Raw genomic sequence first — 18,830 nt, 5'->3', positions numbered from 1 at the left:
CCTCTCCTCCGGCGCCTTGAGTTCCTGGAGCATGACGATGGCTGGCCCGGCTTCTGCTAGTCAGCGAAGCGGGACCGGCAAACGGCCGTTCACGCCTTTTACATTGCAGGTGGCGATCTTCACAAATCTGGCAGGACCTGGTCGGCACGGCCCCATTGCGCGAGTGCCTTGGACCGTGCTCGCTTCACCATCTCCATGGCATCGCCGATATGCCAGTGGGCCGGACTGTCCAGATCGCGCAACTCCTCCCAGCTGAGCGGCACGGCGATCGGCGCAAAGGGGCGCGAACGCGCGCTGTACGGCATGACGGCCGTGGCGCCGCGCTGGTTGCGAAGATAGTCGATGAAGATGCGTCCGGTACGCTTGGCCTTGGCCAGGGCCGCAGTGAACCGGTCGGGATCGGCCTGCGCAAGGGCCATGGCAAAGCGGTGCGCAAAATCCTTGACCACTGGCCATTGGGCGGTCGGCGTGAGCGGCGCGATGACATGAACTCCCTTGCCGCCGGTCACCATCGGGAAAGTTGCGAGACCCATCTGACCCAGCACGTCCTGAAGATGGGCAGCCGCCGAGACCACATCCTTGAACTCCACCCCCTCGTCGGGGTCGAGATCGAACACCAGTCGGTCGGCCATCTCGACGTCCTCGATCCGAGCGCCCCAGCCATGGAACTCGATCGTGCCCATCTGGACGCAGGTCAGAAGTCCGGCAGGCGTGTCCACGAACAGATAGGGCTCGTCATGCCCATCCTTCTCGCGGATCGCGACATGCCTGACTGCATCGCCGAAGCTGCCTGCATCATGTTTCTGGAAAAAGCATTTCTTGTCTCGGCCTTGCGGGCAGCGCACCAGGCTGAGCGGCCGGCTGCCGCTCCAGGGCAGCATGATCTCCGCAACAGCTTCATAATATTCGGCGAGCTGCCCCTTGGTGAGCTTGCCCTCGGGAAAGATGACGCGGTCGCGATTGCTGATCTTGACGGCACTGGTAGCGCCCGGAGCGGTGAGTTCGCCGACCAGCGCTTCGGTTTCGACCACCACCGCTTCGGGCTTTTTGTCCTCTCGAAGCCCCAAATAACTCGAATGGCGCAGCACGCCTTCGTCGGTGAATTCGATGAAGGCGACCTCGGCGACGAGTTTGGGCTTGATCCAGTGAGCGCCGCGCACGGCTGCTCGCGGTGCCTCCACCGTCGCAGTCTTCTGTTCTAGCGGCGCCATCAACGCCATCAGGCGCTCGATCTCGTCACCGGTGAACCCGGTCCCAACCTTGCCTGCGTATCGCAGCACGCCCTTCTCGTTCACCCCCAGCAGCAAGGCGCGAAAGCCCCGCTGCTTGTCGGAGGGGGTCCATCCGACGACGACAAACTCCTGCCGACGGATGCACTTGGTCTTCACCCAGCCCCCTGAGCGCGAGCCTGAATAGCGTGCGTCGATGCGCTTTGAGATGACCCCCTCCAGCCCCGCGTCGCAGAATCTGTCGAAGAGCTGCTCGCCGCGCCCGACGATATGGTCGGAATAGCGCAAATGCCCCCGACCCTCGCCAATCAACGCGGAGAGAAGCGCCTTGCGCTCCAGCAAGGGCCGTTGCGTCAGATCTTCCCCGTCAAGTTCGAGCAAATCAAATGCGAAATAATCGATCGCGTTTGGGTCGTCCTTGAGCGCTGCCTGCAAAGCCTGGAAACTGGTCCTGCCGTCGGGCAACACCACGACCGCTTCACCGTCGATCAGGGCGCTTTCAGCATCAAGCGTGACGGCGTCGCCGATCAGTCCGGCGAACCGGTCCGACCAGTCCAACCCCGAGCGCGTATAGGCGCGGCCTTCGCCATTTCCGATCGCCAGCAGCGTGCGGTATCCGTCATATTTGAGCTCGTGCAGCCAGCGATCACCCGGCGGCACATGGTCGACAAGAGTCGCCAGCTGCACGGGCTGGAACGGCGGCAGGATACGGGCTGCTTTCCTACGCTTCGTTGCCCTGGCAGGCTTCCTGGCTTGCGCCTCTACTGAGGCTGAGGCCGACGGCGATGCCTTGGACTTCAATCTTGCAATCGGTTTGCCCGCAGCGATCTCCTCCATCGTGCGCCCGCTATCTATGCTGGTCAGGTGGAGCCCGACCAGATCGTCCGAGCCGCCGGCAAAGGCATCCTTTACCTTGCGCAATATCCAATTCTCCCCCTTTCCCCTGCCGCGCGGTTTCATGCGAAAAAGGATCCATTCGCCCTGCATCCGGCGCCCATGAAGGATGAAATGGAGATGGCCTTCGGTCAGGGTCGCGCGCGGATCCTTGCCCGCGATCGGTTCCCACGTTCCGTTGTCCCACAGCATGACGGTTCCGCCACCATATTCACCCTTGGGGATGGTGCCCTCGAACCGGGCATAGTCGAGCGGATGGTCCTCGGTCCGCACAGCCAGCCTCTTGTCATCCGGGTTGGTACTGGGCCCGCGCGTGACGGCCCAGCTGAGAAGAACACCGTCCAGCTCCAGTCTGAAATCATAGTGTAGACGGGACGCGGCATGTTTCTGGACGACAAAGCCATTACCGGCGGCGGGCTGTGTCGCCCCGGAGGGTTCGGCGGTGCGCGCGAAATCACGCTTGGCGCGATAGGTGGCGAGCCTGTCCTCCTTCCTGGTCTGTACGTTCGGCATGTCGATTCCGGATCCCTTCGCTCCCTTAATCCCCGGATGCCATGACTCGTTCCTGCGCGGCTCAGGTCTGACAAGCGCGGCGAAACCGGACAGCGATCATTAGCGGTCGATTGACCGCGCGAACCGGTAGCTGGTCTGCTCGAACTTCAACGTGCGAAAGAAATTGTGGGCATTCCTCACCTCGATGTCGCTCATCGCTTCAAGCCGCGTGCAACCTGCCTTGCGGAGCGACTTCACGGCCTCATCGACCAGAGCGGTGGCAATGCCCTTTCTTCGGTATGCTTGCGCAACGAGGAGCAACGTCAGTCTGCCGACCAGCCCGTGCTGGATCGTGGGTATGACGGCCCAGGCGCAGCAACCGACGACTTCTCCGAATTCAGCGACAGCCATGTCGGCCTCCGCCTTGAGCGCTGCTTTCAGATTCCGGGCGACACCGAGTTCGTCCAGCTTTACTCTGGACAGCTGTCGCACCAACGGGACAAGCGCTTCCGCGTCGGCTGCCTTTGCGGGGCGGATGAGCAGTTTCGGTTGGGGCACCGGCGCAGGGTCGGAGCTGCGGTCGTTTGGACGCGATGCTGACCTGACAGTCGCAGCCGCTTTGGCCTCGTGTTTGCACCGATCTATTGGCGGTCCTTCGGCTTTTTTGCGACCTTGCGAATATCCTCTGTCGGGATTTTTTGGCTGTTTCTTAGACCTGCGTGTCGAGCGCGGCCGAATGGCCGATTCCATATCCTGGCCGTCGTCGTTATTGCTGCCTGCGGGTCGGGCTGTCGATACTGGTCTGGCCGGGGTGCTTTCCGCCGATGCCTTCCAGGTGCTGGCGGCACCGGCCCGCAGATAGGCCTCGATATCTTGCGCCGTCGCTTCCAGCCCTTGTGCGCCAATGCCGAACAACGGATTGCCGGCTGCATCGGTAAGCCCGAACTTGCCATAGTCGCCGACACCCGGTTTGCGCCTGCGTGATTTCACGAGCTTGAGGCCACGATGCTCGGCCATGTCGCGCAGTTTTTGGTCGATCGCCTCTTCTGCCATCTTGAGATAACCCTTGAGCCGGCGCCCGGTTCACGGGGCCCCGCCCCCGTCTGGGCGAGACCATCATCCGGCCTTGTTTCTGATTCGGCTCGTCGGCCGGCAGGGAACGCGACATCGGTAATTTCGCTGATTGCTGATGCGCGCCTGCCGTTTCAAAAACTCTTCGATGATCGAGCGGGTCACGTTCGATGATGAGGAGCACACGCTTTACATCTCGTTCCGTCAGACCGGCAAATATCTCTACTATCACGTGCCTGCCATCATCTTCGACGAGCTGTGCAAGGCCGGCTCGGCGGGAGCCTTTTTCAACGAAAGGATCAAGGGTCACTTCGCGTGCCGTCGCGACCCCGAGCGCCGACGTTTCGGGCCGACAGATTAAGGGCGCTCAAGCCTCTCCGAGCACCCGGTAGACCGACATCAGATGCTGTCCTGCAATGGCGCGCGCGCGAGGCGATCGCACAGTTTCCTCATTGGTTTCGTGGAGCATCGTCAGCATGTCGAGAACCTCCTGGCGCGGCATACCAGTTTCGAGCAAATGCGTGCCGATCAGCGCCAGCAAATTGCTCCAGAGTGTGATGGCACCCTCCGCGAAAGCATCATCACCGTCATCGTCGCTGCCGGATGCGTTTGGGTCTTTACCGGGCATGAGGTCACGCCCGCTTGCGCGTCGTCTTCGCTGGAGCCTTCACTGCTGGCTTCTTATCGGCGCTCTTCGCTGCCGTTTTGGCTGGCGCCTTCTTCCCAGCAGGCTTGGAATCGCCACTGCCCAGCGATTTTTTAAGTGCGGCCATCAAATCGACGACGTTGCTGCCGCGCGGGTCGCCTTCGCTATCGTCCGCATCGATATTGAGGGTCTTTCCTTTCTTCTTGCGTTCGATCAGATCCTTGAGCGCATCGACATAGCGGTCATGAAAATCGCTGGCATCGAACTTGCCGGTTTTCTTGTCGATCAGGGTCGTGGCAAGATCGAGGAGTTCATCATCAGGATCGCCATCGCCGATTTCGCGGAAATAGCTCGCTGCCTTGTTGACCTCATCGGCATAACGCAGGGTTTCCATGACCATTCCGCGACCGCAGGCCTTGATGCTGACGACATATTCCCGCCCGCGCATCGCTAGCTGGCCAAGTCCGATCTTTCGGCTGCGGCGGAGCGCCTCCCGCAGCACGATGAAGGCTTCCTCGGCCAGGTCGTCGGCCGGCACGACATAATAGGGCTTTTCGAAATAGATCGCGTCGATCTCGTGGCTATCGACAAACTGCGTCAGTTCGAGAGTTTTCTTGCTCTCGAGCTTGACGCCCTCGATCTCCTTCTCATCGAGCAGGACATATTCGCCCTTGGCATATTCAAAGCCTTTGACGATCTCATCCAGATCTACCGGGCCGATGCCGGGCACGACTTTCTCATATTTGATGCGCTTTCCCGACGGCTCATGAATTTGATTGAATGCAATGGTCGCGCCGCTCTTGGTCGCCGAATAGATTTCGACAGGGATCGAAACCAAGGCCAGTCTTATCTGGCCTTTCCAATAAGGTCGTGCAGCCATGATCGTCTCCAACTCGTTCTTCCGATAACTTTCTCCGATGGAGAGCGTTCCCACGCTCGAGGGCGACTTCGTTTACCGCCGTCAACGTCGAGTTTTGGTCGATGAAAGTCTTGCGGACTGGGACTGACTGACATTGCAGGAGTTCCTATACCTCGCTCGCCTTCCGCCCTCGTCTAAGCGGCCTGCTCGGCCTTACACTGTCTGGCATCACTCCGGCCCTTTGGCGGGCTTCTCGTCGCTTTTAACATCCCTTGCCGAAATGTCAGTGCAGCATTCGGCGCAAGGTGGGCACTAGCCGCCGAACGAGGTCGGACTTTGAAATCAGGGGCGCGGCAGGATGCGCGTGGACGGCTTGATGATCGAATGCGCCCGCGCAGAAAACATAGGGGATGTCATACAGATCCAGGTCATCCGCCAGTAAACCGGAGTCGCCTTCACCAAGCCGCACATCGAGCACCGCGCCGTCGGGCATCTCATCCGCTACTGCGCTAATGCCATCGGCCAGAGTGGTGTGGGGGCCGTCGACGACATAATGCGCGTCTTCCAGGAGTTCAGCGATCATCGCCGCGACGGCCGGGTCGTCCTCGACCAGTAAGATTTTGCGGTCCTCGGGATATTTCTCGGGCATGTCGCCTTACTCTATTCCAAAATAGGCGCGGTAGCGCTCGAAGCAGCGTGCTCCGCATCGCAATCGGATCAGCGCGCCCTCGGCCATGGCCGTGGCGCGCCGGGGTTCTTCTGCGACCAGAGGCGCGATCGCTTCATCATTCCAATCTCGGCTATGCTTAATGTCGAGTACGGCATGAAGGTCGAAATAGCGCCGCTCACTTCCTGAAAGCCCAATCCTCCGCAGGCCGCGGGCGGTAAGGGCCGAGCGGTCGGGCGCGGTCAGTTCGATAACGCCCAAGGCTCCTACGCTATGCCATGTATAGGCACGTAAAGACGCCATGGCAGTCATGGCGTTCGCCAACGCTAGGCTTTCCCAAACCGTGCTCTCGATGCGCGTATCAAGGTCGAGAATTTCGACCAGTTGGTCAAGCATGGGTCCATGCATGCCCTTGGCATTACCCCGGCCCATCTCATCCCAATAATTACGGGCCAATTCCAGCTTCGCGCGCGCGGGCAATTTCACCTGCGTCATCGCTACGAGGTCGTCGAAACCAGCCTCTCCAGCGGCTTCCTGTGACAGGAACCAACGCAACTGATTCCGATCTGCCTTATCCGCAAGCCAAGGGAAAAGGCGATCCTGCTGCCCGGGCCCGATCGCCTTGAGTTGCTCGAACCACCCGATAAAGCCGTCGGGATCGGTTGGCGCATCCGCGGCTTCATCGATCACCTCAGCCCGCAGTTTTTCCAGAAAGGCTTGCTGCAGCCGTTGCATGGTCATATCGTCGCCAAACGACGCTACAGACACATCCTGTGGAAATGCCGGCGCCAGCCGCCGTCTATTCCAGCGGCTCAGTTCTTCCTGAAAGTCTTGATCGAGAAATTGCGGGACATGATGTTTAAGCTGGGTAGCCACGAGGATGCCTTCCGATAGGATATCCCATAGAAAGCCGAGAACCTGACATCCGTTCCAGAAAATCCCATTGATCAAGATTAAGCCAGGCCCTTGGTATCGGCACTGGCTTCCAGAATTCTTCTGTGGATATCGCCGACCTCAAGTAAGCATCGCCCCTTCTCGGACTCTCAGCTGCAAATTTCCCGTTCCCAGGTGCGGCCCGTCCGCTTTGCCGATCAGGACGCTCGAGACCGGCCGTTAGTGGAATGTCCGCTTCGGTGCCGCGTTGCGGCTATAGCTGAATCTCATCCGGCATGGCGCACCGACCAGATCACGTCGTTCCGAACGTGTATCGGAACGGTCCAGTTAGGCGAGAGCATTTCAATCGCTGCGTTTTTGATTGTCTACACCTTCAACTGCGGTTCGGGATTCTAGCGTCAAAGGCCATCATGGCTATCACGGCCGCAATCGCGGGCTCATCTTCCGTCCCCTAGTAGCCAAGCGGCCTAAGCTCGCGGATCAAATCGACCAGCAGCCGCAGACCCGTCGGCACGTTCCTGCGCGATGAATAATACAGGTGGAACGCTGGCCCGGTCGATGCCCAATCCGGCAGCGCGATCTCAAGTTGCCCCGCCGCGACCAAAGGCCTGACCAGTGGTTCGGAAAGATAGGTAAGGCCCGCGCCGGCCAGGACGGCGGGCAGCGCAGCGTCGGCATTGTTCACGGTGATCATGCCAGGCACGTCGATCGCCACGCTCTCGTCGGCCTTGTCCAGTTCCCACTTGTAGATGCTGTCGTCCCCCAGCCTGATGCGCAGGCAGCGATGTTCGGCGAGGTCGTTGGGATGCTGGGGTCTTCCGAACCGTTCAAAATAGGACGGAGCACCAACGATCACCCAGTCTATTTCGCCTGATAGTCGTTGCGCTATCATGTCCTCAGGAACAGTCCCGCCATACCTGATACCCGCATCAAAGCCGCTGTCGATGACATCGACGATGTGATTGTCGACCGAGATTTCGAGTTCGACGTCCGGGTAGCGCTCCATGAATACCGGCAGGATCGGGCTGACGAGAAGGGCGGCCGCATCCGCCATCATATTGATCCTGATGCGACCTGCCGGGGCGTCACGGAACCGGTTGAGAGTCTCGAAGGCATCGCCGATCACGTTGACCGGATCCGAGATGGCTTGCAGCAGTTGTTCGCCCGCGGCTGTGAGCGTCACCGATCGGTTCGTCCGGTTGAGAAGGCGCAGGCCCAAACGAGTCTCGAAGGCTTTTAGCGCATGGCTCAGCGCCGAGGAACTTACGCCAAGTTCCAAACCCGCCCGCCGGAAACTGCGGTGGCGAGCAATAGCGATGAAATACGCGCAGTCCGCCAGATCGGATCGATTGATTTGCACAGTGGGCTGCCGACCTCCAATTTACCGTCGAAAAGCCCTGCTGTTGTCTCGCCGGACCGACGAGCATCGAAACGTCGGTGTGAGCGGAGCTGCAGGGCACGGCAAACCTTACGCCACGTGCAGCCGCTTTGACGATGAGAATTTCTCACGTTGGCATCGCGAGATCCACCCCTAATCCTTTTTCGGTTCGTGCGTTAAATCCACCATGACGATGCGACGGCCGTGAGAGGCCAAGTCCCATCGCTGGCAACATCGCAGAGACAGGTAGCGCGCCGTGCTTCGTGGGCGCGGGCGGTCGTCTGCGCGCGTCGGGAGACGGTCAATGGACGACACGCAGAACGCAGGTATCGACGGCGCGACAGCGTCGGCGCTCAGCACCCCAAAGCTTACGATTGTGTCGGCAACTTCAGCTTTGCTTTTGACGAGCTTGCTCCTGGCGCTCGCCTCAAGCCTGTCCGCACTAGCGCCCTATCCCTATGCGCTGAACGCGTCCGCCCCGGTCCTGTTTGGCAGCATCTCGCTGGCGCTCCTGATCGGCGCAGGCGTCGCAATCGCACTAAGGAACTCGGTCGGCACCCCGATGATCGCGATTACCAGCGCGGTGTTGAGCGTCATCGCAGTCGTCATCGTCAACGGCAACCCGCAGTGGGGTCTTGCTGGCCTGTTTCTGCTTGTTTTGCTCTCAGGATTGGCATTCCTCTCCGGCGCACTTCGCGCGCTGGAAGCGTCGGCGTTAAACTCACTGATTGGTATGTTCCTCCCGCTGATAATTGCGGCGGCGGCCTTCACGGTCATCGCCCCTATTGCCGCGAAATCGAACGCGCTTGCCCTTTGTAGCGTCGCCACCTCCGCTCTTTCTGTGGTCACGGCTGCATTCACACTGCGTGTCCGTCATCGCGCCGTTCAAGACGGCTGAGGCAAATGTATCAAGAACATCAAGTGCTCGGCGCCGGAGGCGTGTTTGCCGCCAACGCCAGCGAGCAAAACACTAGATGGGGCGCTGTTTACGCGGTCGCTTTGAGTGTCGCCGGCATCATCACGGCTGAGCTTCTGCCAGCCAGCCTGCTCACCCCGATTGCGTCAGACCTCGCAATTAGCGCGGGTATGGCAGGTCAGTCGATCAGTGCAACCGCTGTGGCCGCGTTGTTTGCCAGCCTGTTCACCTCAAGGGTGATAGCGAAGGTCGATCGCCGGGTCGTGTTGTTATCCTTCTCTGTCCTTATGGCCCTGTCGAGCGCGCTGACGGCGATAGCCACCAGCTTTGCTGTGCTGATGATCGCTCGCGTAATATTAGGTGTCGCGCTGGGTGGATTCTGGTCGATGGCCGCAGCCGTCGCAGCACGGCTAGTCCCACCACAGGCGTTGCCGAAAGCGCTGTCGATCATCTTCGGCGGGGTCTCTGTCGCCCTCGTCGCATCAGCGCCGCTTGGTAGCTTTCTTGGCGGTATGCTTGGCTGGAGGGCTATATTCGCTGCTGCCGCAGTTCTTGGCAGCTTGTGCTGGCTCTGGCAGTGGGCGGCACTTCCACAGATGCTGCCAGGTGAGCAGGCTCAGAACAGCAGCATCGTCGCCGTGGCAAAGCGCCCACAGGTCGGCACGGCGCTCCTCGCTATCACGACAGTGTTCGCCGCGCAGTTCGCCTTCTTCACCTACATGCGACCGTTTTTTGAGGGCGTGACCCATCTCAGCCACACGTCGTTGTCCGCGATCCTATTGCTTTTCGGACTGGGCAATCTGGCCGGGACAGCCGCGTCTGGGCCGGCACTTTCCCGTAGCCTCAGGGGAACGCTGCTGTTTGCGCCAATAGCGCTGTCGCTATCCGCGGCGGGCTTGATCCTCCTGGGTGCCGCAGCCGTGGAAGCCAGCATACTCACGGCGATTTGGGGCTTCGCATTCGGCATGGTCCCAGTCGCTTGGTCGACCTGGATTGCGCGCAATCTCCCCGACGCCTCGGAGGCCGCAGGTGGCCTTCAGGTCGCGGTGATCCAACTCGCAAACACGGGCGGCGCTGTCGCGGGAGGGATGCTGCTCGATCGCAGTGGCCCGCTGGCCCCGCTCATCGTCTCCGCCACGCTTTTCGCCCTTACCGCATTGATCGTCGGACTGGGCCTCTACCGGACGCCACGTCCGGCAACCGCCAAAGGAATCTTGTAAGTGTTCTCGTTCAAGGATCAGGTTGCAATCGTCACCGGTGCAGCGTCTGGCATCGGCCTACAAACTGCACGCGCTTTCGCGGAGGCTGGAGCCAGCGTCACTATCGCCGATCTGGACGGTCAGGCGGCTGAACGCGCCGCTGCTGAACTTCGGCAAAACGGCCACAACGCGATCGGCATAGCTTGCGACGTTTCGGACGAGGCCTCCGTCGAGACGATGGTGCAGGCTAACCAACAGGCGTTTGGTCGCTTGGACTTCGCCTTCAATAATGCCGGCATCCACGTCGGGATTGCTGAGACGGCCGATTTGGAGGCCGTGGATTTCGACCGCATCATCGGCGTGAACCTGCGCGGCGTGTTCAACTGCATGAAGCATGAGCTTCGTCAGATGCGCGAACAGGGAAGCGGCGCGATCGTGAATTGCTCTTCGCAGAGCGGCACGGTCGGCATTCCTGGCCTGAGCGCATATACGGCGTCAAAGCATGGTGTGATCGGGCTGACGCGCGCGGCTGCGCTGGAATATGCCCCTAAGGGCATCCGCATCAATGCGATCTGCCCCGGCACCACGGAGACACCTCTGGTGCAGGGCTTGATGGAGCGCGAGCCGGGTCGGCTTGATGCAGTGATCGCGGACATTCCCGTTGGCCGCATGGGCAGCCAGGCCGAGATTTCCTCCGCCGTCCTTTGGCTGTGCAGCCCCGGCGCCGGTTTCATGATCGGCCAGATCGTCGCGCCCGACGGTGGTTACACCGCGCGCTGATCGCTTCCCACAATCTCATCTCAGAAGGAACTCGCCATGAATGATCAGCCTCATCTTCGCCTGAACACAGGCGCCAACATGCCAGCGCTTGGCTTCGGCACGTTCGCGATCAAACCAGAAGATACACGCGCTGCCGTGCGGACCGCTATCGAGACCGGCTACCGGCTGATCGACACCGCTGCCAACTACAAGAACGAGGCCGAGGTCGGCCAAGCCATCGCCGACAGCGGCCTTGATCGTGGCGAGCTTTTTGTGACCACGAAGCTCTGGATTGAGGATTATGGTCACGAACATGCGCTGCGCGGGTTCGAGGCGAGCATGGAGGCGCTGAGCCTCGAATACATCGACCTGTATCTTCTGCACTGGCCGCTTCCGATGGATTTTGAGCGGACGATTGCCGCTTTCAACGCGCTTGAGCCTGCGCTCATCAGTGGGCGCATCCGCGCGCTCGGGGTGAGCAATTTCAACCCTGAGCATCTCGACGAGCTATCGCATCACACGGACGTGGTGCCGGCGGTAAACCAGGTCGAGCTAAGCCCTCTGCTGAGCCAGCGCGTGGTCAAGGCTGCAAATGCTTCGCGCGGCATCATCACGGAGGCCTGGTCGCCTATCGGCGGTCAGAAGCGCGTCGGTGATGTGCTGAGAAACTCATCGATAGCGTCGATCGCCGAGAAGCATGGCAAGACACCCATTCAGGTCGTGCTCCGCTGGCACATTCAGCAGGGCAACGTCGTCATCCCCCGCTCGATCAATCCCGACCATATCGCCAGCAACTTCGACGTCTTTGGGTTCGCACTCACTGACAGCGAGATGCGCGCGATCGACGGCATGAACATCAACGAGCGTGGCGGCCCTGACCCCGAGACGTTCGACGTGGCAGCCTACCAGAAGATCCTCGCAAGCCGATCGTAAGCGCTGAAGTTCGACCAACCGGTCGCCTCTCCAAACGTAATCAAGAAGCGGAGTTCCCATGACCACGAGACGCAGCTTTTTGGCCGCCGCAACCGCGGCCTCCCTCACTCCCGCTATCTTGTCGGCACAGGCCCGGCATGGCCAGTCTCAGGGTGCGAATGGCACAGTTCCGCTGGTCACGCTCAACAACGGCGTGAAGATGCCGATCCTGGGTTTCGGCACCTTCCACGTAAAGCCGGTAGAGGCGGCGCAGATGGTTCAAACCGCCATGGGTGCGGGCTTTCGGCTGATCGACACGGCAAAAAACTACGGCAACGAGGCTGAGGTTGGCGACGGCATCGCTCGCAGCGGCGTCGCCCGCAACGAACTCTTCATCACCACCAAGCTCTGGATCGAGGACTTTGGCTACGATCAGGCGATGCGGGCATTCGACCTCAGCATAAGCAAGCTGAAGCTCGACTACCTCGATCTTTATCTACTGCATTGGCCCGTGCCGATGGATTTCGGCAAGACGATTGCCGCCTATAAGGCGCTCGAGAAGCTGAATGCGGACGGTTGCATCCGGGCAATCGGCGTGAGCAATTTCAACGAAAACCACCTCGACAACCTGAAGGCGGCGACCTCTGTGGTCCCGGCAGTCAATCAGATCGAAATCAATCCGTCGCTCAGCCAACAGCCTATGCGAGCCGCTAATGCCCGGCGCGGCATCGCGACCGAAAGCTGGTCGCCACTGGGCGGCGAAAAGAATGTCGGTCGGCATATTGCGAACTCGACCATCCGTGAGATCGCAACGAAGCACGGAAAGTCTCCCGTTCAGGTCATCATCCGCTGGCATATCGAACGTGGCCTGATCGTCATCCCACGTTCCACGAATCCTTCTCATATCGCTGAGAATTTCGACGTTCTCGATTTCACGCTCAGCGAGAGCGAGTTGGCGTCCATCGATCGGATCAACGTTAACGAGCGCAGTGGTCCCAATCCCGACACGTTCGACGTGGAAGCCTATCGGAAACTCATCGCAGGTCGCGCGCAACAGGCTCGCTGAACATCAATTTGAAAGCCGGAGATCATCTCATGCCAAAAGCAATAGGCGCGGTGCTCATTTCGTTGGGACTTCTGACGGCTGGTAATGCCGCAGCAAAAGGGCGTTCGGAAATGCAGATCAATCGAAAGTTAGAGATGCAGGCGACGAGCGCGCCTGCTCAGAACTTCACCGGGACGGTGACCATCACGGGACAGTTCAAGCGGGATCAACCCTCTCGCATCACCGGCGCGGTCGTCGAGTTCAAGCCGGGTGCCCGAACCGCGTGGCACTCCCACCCGCTTGGCCAAACCCTGATAGTTACCGAGGGTGTGGGCTGGACGCAGGTTGAAGGTGAGCCAATCGTCGAATTTCAGGCGGGAGACATCCTGCTTTGCCCGGCCGATAAGAAGCACTGGCATGGTGCAACGCCGACGCAAGGGATGACCCATGTCGCTGTTCAGGAAGCGCTCGACGGGAAAAATGTGACCTGGATGGAGAAGGTGACGGACGCTCAGTACCTGATCGGGCCGCCGAACGGCTGAGGCGTAGCCTCTCGGGCCTTCGCTCTTTACGATCTTGGCAGGCATGCTCGACGACATGATACTGCATGATTGATCTCGTAGCGGCGCGACGAGGCATCATCCCATGAGTTTCCGGCTGCAGCTGCGGATTTTCCCGGAAGCTGCCATTTATTGCGATCGACAGATTGCGCCTGCTGGTAGACCTACCCCTGCTGGATGAAGGTGACGACCTCGCTGATCGGCGGGCGCGCCACCGAGAGATCGGCCTCGACTCCCGCAGATTGGCGACGTTCTTCGTTCTAGCAGAAATCTGCGAGAATGTATCGAAGCTACAAGACCTTCAGCCCGCATGCTGCTACTCACCCCCAAAGGGAGGCCGCAAAAAGGTCTGCCAAAGGCTTATGAGGGTTTCCCGTGACGCAACATCTTCCCCGCCTTTCGACCGGGATCTCGGGTTTGGATACCATCTTCGGAGGCGGGTTTGTCGAGGGCTCATCTTATATTGTCCAAGGGCAGCCGGGCGCTGGTAAGACAATCCTGGGCAACCAAATCGCCTTTGCGTGCGCGAAGGAAGGCAAGAAGGTGCTTTACATCACGCTGCTTGCCGAAACGCATGACCGATTGTTCCAATCGCTATCCACGCTGACCTTTTTTGAGAAGGAACAGCTGGGCGGCAATGTCGTCTATCTGAGTGTCTTCCAGACTTTGAAGAATGAAGGGCTGGACGCGGTGGTCGACCTGTTGCGCAAGGAGACCAAGCGTCACGGCGCCTCGCTCATTGTTTTCGACGGCCTCCTCAATGCGCGAGATCGCGCCGAGTCTCAGCTCGACGTCAAGACTTTCGTCGCGGAGGTGCAGAGCCAGGCGGCCTTTGTCGGTTGCACGGTCCTTTTTCTTACGAGCGCGCGAGTTGAGGACGACAGCCCCGAGCATACGATGGTCGATGGCGTTCTTGAGCTGCATGAGGAGCTGGTCGGTGTTCGCACGGTCCGACGTGCCCGCTTGCGCAAAAGCCGTGGTAGTGCCGCGCTAGGTGGCTATCACCAATATGAGATAACCGACATCGGGCTCTCGGTATTCCCGCGGCTCGAGGCGGCGTTCCGCACACCGTCGGTCATAGATAGCCCAAACCCACAGCCGCTGTCATCCGGCGTCGAAGGGCTCGATCCGCTGACCGGGGGTGGCTTACCTCGCGGTTCGACCACCTTGTTGATAGGCCCTTCCGGGTCAGGGAAGACGTCTTTTGGCATCAACTTCCTTGCACAATCGACTGAGGCAGAGCCAGGCCTTCATTTTGGTTTCTATGAGACGCCCGATCGTCTCTTGCTCAAGGCCAAAGCACTAGGGCTTGATCTCAAGGCCAAAACCGAGGCCGGGCAAGTCGAAATCTTGTGGCAACCGCTCACCGAAAATCTGCTCGACAAGCTTGCTTACCGCCTCCTCGACGCCGTCACCGCACGGGGCGTGAAACGCCTTTTCCTCGACTCACTAGGCGGGTTCGAGCGTGCCGCGATCCAACGCGCGCGCTTGGTGGAATTTTTTGCGGCCCTGACGAACGAACTTAGGGCTTTGGGCGTTACAACGATCGGTACGTGGGAATTGCGTGACCTTTTCGCCTCCGAGGTAGCAGCCCCCGGACCCGAGATATCCAGTCTGCTCGATAATCTGATCATGATGCGACAAGTCGAAATCCGGTCCGAGTATAAGCGGGTCCTTTCCGTTCTGAAGATTCGCGACCAGTCCTATGAGGCGGCGCCGCAGGAGGTGATCATCGACGGGCATGGCCTGGCCATTAAAGGCCCGTTCGAGCTTGCTACCGGCATCTCGACCGGCCTCGCACGGCCACTCGAGGTTTGACCCATTTCCTCAATCTGAGCCGATTGGGGCGCAATTCATGAAAATTGTGGTAGCCGAAGACGAATTCCTGATCGCCGACATGCTGGTCGTATGCCTCGAGGACGCGGGTCATGAGGTGCGTGACGCGGCTCATGGAGCAGCCGCTCTGGAGCTCGTGCGACAGCAACGTCCCGATCTTATCATCACCGACTTCATGATGCCGTTGATGACCGGCCTTGAGCTCGCCGAGGTCGTACGCGCCGACGAAGCGCTACGTCGCATTCCCATATTGCTGGTGAGCGGCGCGCAAGGCGCTATCGCGCGTGATCGGACCGACCTGTTCGACCTCGTGCTCGACAAGCCCTATGATATTGAGCGACTGCTAGAAGCGGTGGAACAACTCGGCAGCTGTTAGGCTGGTCGCACTATAGGGACGCCGCTTTATGACGCTGAACGCCAAAATCTCAGAAGACGAGGTTCCATCGGCCGCGGCCAGCAGACTCGTTGCCATCGTAGAATCATCCTCTGACGCGATCATCGGCAAGACCCTCGAGGGCGTGATCACAAACTGGAATGCCGCTGCTGAGCGCATCTTCGGCTATTCGGCGGAGGAGATTATTGGCAAATCCATTCTCACCCTCATTCCGGACGATCGCCGCGCGGAAGAGGACGAGATCATCAGCCGCCTTAAAAGAGGCGAGCGGCTCGAGCATTTCGAAACGGTGCGGCGGCGCAAGGATGGGACTCTTTTCCATATCTCACTCACCGTCTCGCCGATCAAGGACGCCGACGGGACCGTGGTAGGCGCTTCGAAAATCGCCCGGGACATCACCGATCGCAAGGCGGCGGAAGCGCTAATCGCTCGCCAAGCGGAACGCCTCGAGACGCTTAACCGCGTAGCAAATGTCATTGCCCGGGACCTTGATCTCGATCGCATTGTCGAAGAGGTCACCGATATCGCCACTGAACTGACCGGTGCGAAATTCGGAGCCTTCTTCTACAACGTTATTAACGCTGCTGGAGAAGCCTACTATCTCTACACCCTATCCGGGGCGCCCCGCGAAGCTTTCGAAACGTTCGGCATGCCGCGTAATACGGCGGTCTTTGCGCCGACCTTCGCCGGCGAGGGCGTCGTGCGCTCCGATGACATCCGCCAAGATCCACGATACGGCCACAGTGCCCCGCATCACGGCATGCCTGCTGGGCATTTGCCTGTAGTGAGCTATCTGGCAGTGCCGGTCACCTCCGTTTCTGGCGAGGTGCTGGGCGGGCTCTTCTTCGCTCACGATCAGCCGGGCAAGTTTTCGGGCGACGCTGAGACTCTCGTCTCGGCTATAGCGGCCCAGACGGCCGTCGCCATGGACAATGCCCGCCTACACAAGGCCGCGCAACTGGAAATCGAACAGCGCCGACGTGCCGAAGACGCCAAAGAGCTGTTGCTTCATGAGCTCAAGCATCGCGTAAAGAACACGCTCGCCACGATCCAGGCCATCGCTGTGCAAACCTTCCGAGAGGCCCCGCCGGCTGAAGTGCGGGCATTTGTTTCGCGTTTGCTGGCGCTATCGGGCGCACACGATCTGCTCACCCAGCAGAACTGGGAGTTGGTCGATGTAGGGCATGTCGTGCACCGTGCGCTAAGTCCGTTCATCGAGGGCGATCGTCCCCGCATCACAATCGCCGGGCCCGAGGTCGCGGTATCGTCTGACAAGGCTCTGCAACTGGCGATGGTTCTTCACGAACTAGGGACCAACGCAGTCAAATATGGCGCCCTTTCCAACGAGGCTGGCAAGATTGATGTTGCTTGGTCGCGCACGGCCGAAAGTTCAGATAAGGCGATCATATTAGTTTGGTCGGAAGTGGGGGGACCGCCTACCTCAGCACCAGCCCGAAAAGGATTCGGTTCCCGAATGATCGACCGAGCGTTGCGCGGTGAAAGTAGCGGCGCTGACTTCGATTTCAGGCCCGAGGGACTGAAAGTGACGTTGCGTTTGGCGCTAGATGACATATTCGGTGCGAAACAGTGACGCTGAACCGGCTTCGACCCAGCCAAGAGCATCCATGGGAGTACAAGCACTGCGTATTAGGACCGAACGGGTCCCCAACCGTCGGACCCGTTCAACGGACCTGTAGCATGTCAGCGCGGTTAGTTTTTGTCGCTCCGGTTAAAACGACGGTGGGTTCAACGGGTGGCGGCAACACAAGCTTGAAAACGCTCAGCGGGCGTTTGATATTCGAGCGTTTTCCTTGGCCGTTCGTTGAGTTGGCGAGCGACGGCACTCAGCTTGGCCTGGCTGTATAGCGACAGATCGGTTCCTCTGGGGAAATATTGTCGCAGCAGGCGATTGGTGTTTTCGTTGGAGCCTCGCTGCCAGGGCGATTGCGGATCACAGAAATAGATTTCGACATCGGTAGCCAGCGATAGGCGCGGATGATCGGCCAGTTCCTTGCCGCGGTCCCACGTAAGCGACTTGTAGAGTTCGCGCGGCAGGCGCTGCGTCTGCCTGATCAGCGCCGACACGACGCTTCTTGTATCCTTGTTGGCGACCTTGATCAGCATCACATAACGCGAATGCCGTTCGACCAGCGTGGCGATGTAGCTGTTCTTCGTGCCGCCGATCAGATCGCCTTCCCAGTGGCCGGGAATGGCGCGATCCTCGACCGACGCGGGACGCTCGCTGATCGACACGGCATCCTTGATCTGTCCGAGGCCATTGCGCTTGAGGCTGGCGTGCCGCGACCTGCGAATGGTGCGTCGGGCGCGCAGATGCTCCAGCAGTTCCTTCTTCAGAACCCCGCGCGCCTGTATGTACAAACTTCTGTAGATGGTCTCGTGCGACACCTGCCTGTGCGGCTCCTTGGGAAAGCTGCGCCTGAGCCACCCCGCAATCTGTTCCGGTGACCATTTGCGACGCAGCTTGGCCGATACTGCCCGGGCCAGTGGCTGCGAGCAAGCCAGCTTGCAGGGCTTGGGCCGCAAGGCACGATCCCATGCCGCCTGATCGGACGCGGTCGCCCGATACCGTGCAATACCGCCGTTACGCCTAACTTCCCGACTGATCGTCGAGGGCGCGCGGCCCAGCCGACGGGCTATCGCACGCAACGGTTCGCTGACGCTCAGACCCCGCGATATCTCCTCCCGCTCCGCAAGGCTCAGCGCACGGCTGCCGCGCTTGCGATCGGCAGGCCGGATGCCCCCGGTCGGCGCGATCACCGAAAATACCGACGATGACGCTCGATCAAACCTGCGCCCAATCGAACTCATCGACTCCCCGCGCTGCCAACGATCCCATATCTCCGCTCGCTGGCTGGCCGTGTAATATATCCGACGACGCTGCTTCATCGCGACACTCCATCTTCCTCAAAAGATTAAAGTGTTGTCGCCACCCGTTGAACCCACCGTCGATGGGCGACAGACAGCTATCTCCGCCTGCGGTCGTGTCGACTGCCCGAAAGAGGTCCGGCGGCTATCGCCGGTTACCCGCCGGTAAGCCGACATTCCGAAGTCGGCCAGT

18 protein-coding genes are annotated in these 18,830 nt (G+C 60.0%); 10 read left to right on the top strand and 8 right to left on the bottom strand.

The window, feature by feature from the left end; translation table 11 throughout:
• Positions 1-119: 119 nt before the first annotated feature.
• Positions 120-2,636 (bottom strand): DNA ligase D, encoded by a 2,517-nt coding sequence (gene ligD, locus ACUCV3_RS00745; protein ID WP_017502223.1) that lies wholly within the window; start codon positions 2,634-2,636, stop codon positions 120-122.
• A 99-nt stretch (positions 2,637-2,735) separates the two neighbouring features.
• The gene (locus tag ACUCV3_RS00740; RefSeq protein ID WP_017502224.1) at positions 2,736-3,668 is read right to left on the bottom strand and encodes a GNAT family N-acetyltransferase; all 933 of its coding nucleotides are present in this window, start codon (positions 3,666-3,668) and stop codon (positions 2,736-2,738) included.
• A gap of 136 nt (positions 3,669-3,804) precedes the next feature.
• Between ACUCV3_RS00740 and ACUCV3_RS00735 the strand changes: the two genes are divergently transcribed.
• A complete protein-coding gene (locus tag ACUCV3_RS00735) occupies positions 3,805-4,047 on the top strand; it encodes a KTSC domain-containing protein (RefSeq protein ID WP_293919457.1) in 243 nt (80 codons plus the stop codon).
• A gap of 6 nt (positions 4,048-4,053) precedes the next feature.
• Here ACUCV3_RS00735 and ACUCV3_RS00730 read toward each other — a convergent pair whose 3' ends face one another.
• The 5 genes from ACUCV3_RS00730 to ACUCV3_RS00710 form a co-directional block, all read right to left on the bottom strand.
• Positions 4,054-4,314: a hypothetical protein gene (locus ACUCV3_RS00730; protein WP_017502226.1), complete on the bottom strand. Its 261-nt coding sequence runs from the start codon at positions 4,312-4,314 to the stop codon at positions 4,054-4,056.
• 4 nt (positions 4,315-4,318) lie between these two features.
• Complete coding sequence (gene ku, locus ACUCV3_RS00725; RefSeq protein WP_026109394.1) at positions 4,319-5,212, bottom strand: non-homologous end joining protein Ku; 894 nt, start codon at positions 5,210-5,212, stop codon at positions 4,319-4,321.
• 262 nt (positions 5,213-5,474) lie between these two features.
• On the bottom strand, positions 5,475-5,840 hold the full coding sequence (locus ACUCV3_RS00720) for a response regulator (RefSeq protein ID WP_017502228.1): 366 nt from the start codon (positions 5,838-5,840) through the stop codon (positions 5,475-5,477).
• Positions 5,841-5,846: 6 nt separating this feature from the next.
• Positions 5,847-6,734 carry an iron-containing redox enzyme family protein gene (locus ACUCV3_RS00715; protein ID WP_293919458.1) on the bottom strand — a complete coding sequence of 296 codons (888 nt, stop codon included), beginning with the start codon at positions 6,732-6,734 and terminating at the stop codon, positions 5,847-5,849.
• 469 nt (positions 6,735-7,203) lie between these two features.
• The gene (locus ACUCV3_RS00710) at positions 7,204-8,112 is read right to left on the bottom strand and encodes a LysR family transcriptional regulator (RefSeq protein ID WP_026109396.1); all 909 of its coding nucleotides are present in this window, start codon (positions 8,110-8,112) and stop codon (positions 7,204-7,206) included.
• Positions 8,113-8,434: 322 nt separating this feature from the next.
• Here ACUCV3_RS00710 and ACUCV3_RS00705 point away from each other — a divergent pair, with 322 nt between their 5' ends.
• The 9 genes from ACUCV3_RS00705 to ACUCV3_RS00665 all read left to right on the top strand — a co-directional run bounded on the left by ACUCV3_RS00705 (position 8,435) and on the right by ACUCV3_RS00665 (position 17,342).
• Entirely contained in the window at positions 8,435-9,028 is a 594-nt protein-coding gene (locus tag ACUCV3_RS00705; protein WP_017502231.1) for a hypothetical protein, read from the top strand.
• A 5-nt stretch (positions 9,029-9,033) separates the two neighbouring features.
• Positions 9,034-10,266 carry an MFS transporter gene (locus ACUCV3_RS00700; protein WP_017502232.1) on the top strand — a complete coding sequence of 411 codons (1,233 nt, stop codon included), beginning with the start codon at positions 9,034-9,036 and terminating at the stop codon, positions 10,264-10,266.
• Positions 10,267-11,025: an SDR family NAD(P)-dependent oxidoreductase gene (locus tag ACUCV3_RS00695; protein WP_017502233.1), complete on the top strand. Its 759-nt coding sequence runs from the start codon at positions 10,267-10,269 to the stop codon at positions 11,023-11,025.
• 36 nt (positions 11,026-11,061) lie between these two features.
• The gene (locus tag ACUCV3_RS00690) at positions 11,062-11,937 is read left to right on the top strand and encodes an aldo/keto reductase (protein ID WP_017502234.1); all 876 of its coding nucleotides are present in this window, start codon (positions 11,062-11,064) and stop codon (positions 11,935-11,937) included.
• A 58-nt stretch (positions 11,938-11,995) separates the two neighbouring features.
• Positions 11,996-12,982: an aldo/keto reductase gene (locus ACUCV3_RS00685; protein WP_081600938.1), complete on the top strand. Its 987-nt coding sequence runs from the start codon at positions 11,996-11,998 to the stop codon at positions 12,980-12,982.
• Positions 12,983-13,011: 29 nt separating this feature from the next.
• The gene (locus tag ACUCV3_RS00680) at positions 13,012-13,503 is read left to right on the top strand and encodes a (R)-mandelonitrile lyase (RefSeq protein ID WP_293919453.1); all 492 of its coding nucleotides are present in this window, start codon (positions 13,012-13,014) and stop codon (positions 13,501-13,503) included.
• A 393-nt stretch (positions 13,504-13,896) separates the two neighbouring features.
• Entirely contained in the window at positions 13,897-15,339 is a 1,443-nt protein-coding gene (locus tag ACUCV3_RS00675) for an ATPase domain-containing protein (protein ID WP_293919454.1), read from the top strand.
• Positions 15,340-15,376: 37 nt separating this feature from the next.
• Positions 15,377-15,733, top strand: a complete 357-nt coding sequence (locus tag ACUCV3_RS00670; protein ID WP_017502238.1) for a response regulator — start codon at positions 15,377-15,379, stop codon at positions 15,731-15,733.
• 28 nt (positions 15,734-15,761) lie between these two features.
• A complete protein-coding gene (locus tag ACUCV3_RS00665) occupies positions 15,762-17,342 on the top strand; it encodes a sensor histidine kinase (RefSeq protein ID WP_017502239.1) in 1,581 nt (526 codons plus the stop codon).
• A 155-nt stretch (positions 17,343-17,497) separates the two neighbouring features.
• On the opposite strand, the gene ACUCV3_RS00660 is transcribed toward ACUCV3_RS00665, so the two are convergent.
• Positions 17,498-18,658 (bottom strand): IS30 family transposase, encoded by a 1,161-nt coding sequence (locus ACUCV3_RS00660; RefSeq protein WP_026109398.1) that lies wholly within the window; start codon positions 18,656-18,658, stop codon positions 17,498-17,500.
• Positions 18,659-18,830: the final 172 nt, after the last annotated feature.

Source organism: Sphingobium sp. VMM (assembly GCF_056790315.1).
The sequence above is the reverse complement of the archived record's forward strand: the minus strand, read 5'-3'. Positions and strand labels throughout refer to the sequence as shown.

What these genes read in the sequence shown, in the direction of transcription:
- ligD (WP_017502223.1), bottom strand. Translation starts at nt 2,636, where the DNA reads ATGCCGAACGTACAGACCAGGAAGGAGGACAGGCTCGCCACCTATCGC.
- ACUCV3_RS00740 (WP_017502224.1), bottom strand. Translation starts at nt 3,668, where the DNA reads ATGGCAGAAGAGGCGATCGACCAAAAACTGCGCGACATGGCCGAGCAT.
- ACUCV3_RS00735 (WP_293919457.1), top strand. Translation starts at nt 3,805, where the DNA reads ATGCGCGCCTGCCGTTTCAAAAACTCTTCGATGATCGAGCGGGTCACG.
- ACUCV3_RS00730 (WP_017502226.1), bottom strand. Translation starts at nt 4,314, where the DNA reads ATGCCCGGTAAAGACCCAAACGCATCCGGCAGCGACGATGACGGTGAT.
- ku (WP_026109394.1), bottom strand. Translation starts at nt 5,212, where the DNA reads ATGGCTGCACGACCTTATTGGAAAGGCCAGATAAGACTGGCCTTGGTT.
- ACUCV3_RS00720 (WP_017502228.1), bottom strand. Translation starts at nt 5,840, where the DNA reads ATGCCCGAGAAATATCCCGAGGACCGCAAAATCTTACTGGTCGAGGAC.
- ACUCV3_RS00705 (WP_017502231.1), top strand. Translation starts at nt 8,435, where the DNA reads ATGGACGACACGCAGAACGCAGGTATCGACGGCGCGACAGCGTCGGCG.
- ACUCV3_RS00700 (WP_017502232.1), top strand. Translation starts at nt 9,034, where the DNA reads ATGTATCAAGAACATCAAGTGCTCGGCGCCGGAGGCGTGTTTGCCGCC.
- ACUCV3_RS00690 (WP_017502234.1), top strand. Translation starts at nt 11,062, where the DNA reads ATGAATGATCAGCCTCATCTTCGCCTGAACACAGGCGCCAACATGCCA.
- ACUCV3_RS00685 (WP_081600938.1), top strand. Translation starts at nt 11,996, where the DNA reads ATGACCACGAGACGCAGCTTTTTGGCCGCCGCAACCGCGGCCTCCCTC.
- ACUCV3_RS00680 (WP_293919453.1), top strand. Translation starts at nt 13,012, where the DNA reads ATGCCAAAAGCAATAGGCGCGGTGCTCATTTCGTTGGGACTTCTGACG.
- ACUCV3_RS00670 (WP_017502238.1), top strand. Translation starts at nt 15,377, where the DNA reads ATGAAAATTGTGGTAGCCGAAGACGAATTCCTGATCGCCGACATGCTG.
- ACUCV3_RS00665 (WP_017502239.1), top strand. Translation starts at nt 15,762, where the DNA reads ATGACGCTGAACGCCAAAATCTCAGAAGACGAGGTTCCATCGGCCGCG.
- ACUCV3_RS00660 (WP_026109398.1), bottom strand. Translation starts at nt 18,658, where the DNA reads ATGAAGCAGCGTCGTCGGATATATTACACGGCCAGCCAGCGAGCGGAG.